General features: G+C 63.4%; 2 pseudogenes. One reads left to right on the forward strand and one right to left on the reverse strand.

Going from position 1 to position 388, the window contains the following annotated elements:
* A pseudogene (locus ALO43_RS01440) lies at positions 1-205 on the forward strand (MFS transporter); the annotation flags it as partial.
* Here the strand turns inward: ALO43_RS01440 and ALO43_RS01445 are convergent.
* Positions 202-388, reverse strand: a pseudogene (locus ALO43_RS01445) (phospholipase D family protein); the annotation flags it as partial. The pseudogenes ALO43_RS01440 and ALO43_RS01445 overlap by 4 nt on opposite strands.

The following is a 388-nucleotide window of genomic DNA, read 5'->3' on the forward strand; positions in this document are numbered from 1 at the left end:
CGATGACTCACTGGTCCGCGCCAATGCGCATGTCGCTCAGCTGTGGGGCATCGGGTGCCTGATCGGGTCCCTGATAGCAGGCGCGGGAAGCCAGTGGGTCAGCGGTGAGGCCTTGCCGCTGCTCATGGCGGCAGGTGCCTTTGGCCTGCTGATTCTGATCCGGCGACGCGGAGCGTTCGGGGTTGCCCAGGCTGCACCCCCCTAAAGCATTCTTTTCAGGCCAATGGCACGGCTCAACCATGCGTTGAAACGTCGCCACCAGTCACCGGGTTCGGTGTGCAGCGTGTGGATCTGGCCATTGTCTTCGGTCACCCACACCACTTTGCCATCCTCCAGCTTCGCCTGGTAAGTGAGCGACGGAGCCATGCCTTGCAGCGTCAGCTCGCGC

The organism is Pseudomonas tremae (assembly GCF_001401155.1).
GTDB lineage: Bacteria > Pseudomonadota > Gammaproteobacteria > Pseudomonadales > Pseudomonadaceae > Aquipseudomonas > Aquipseudomonas tremae.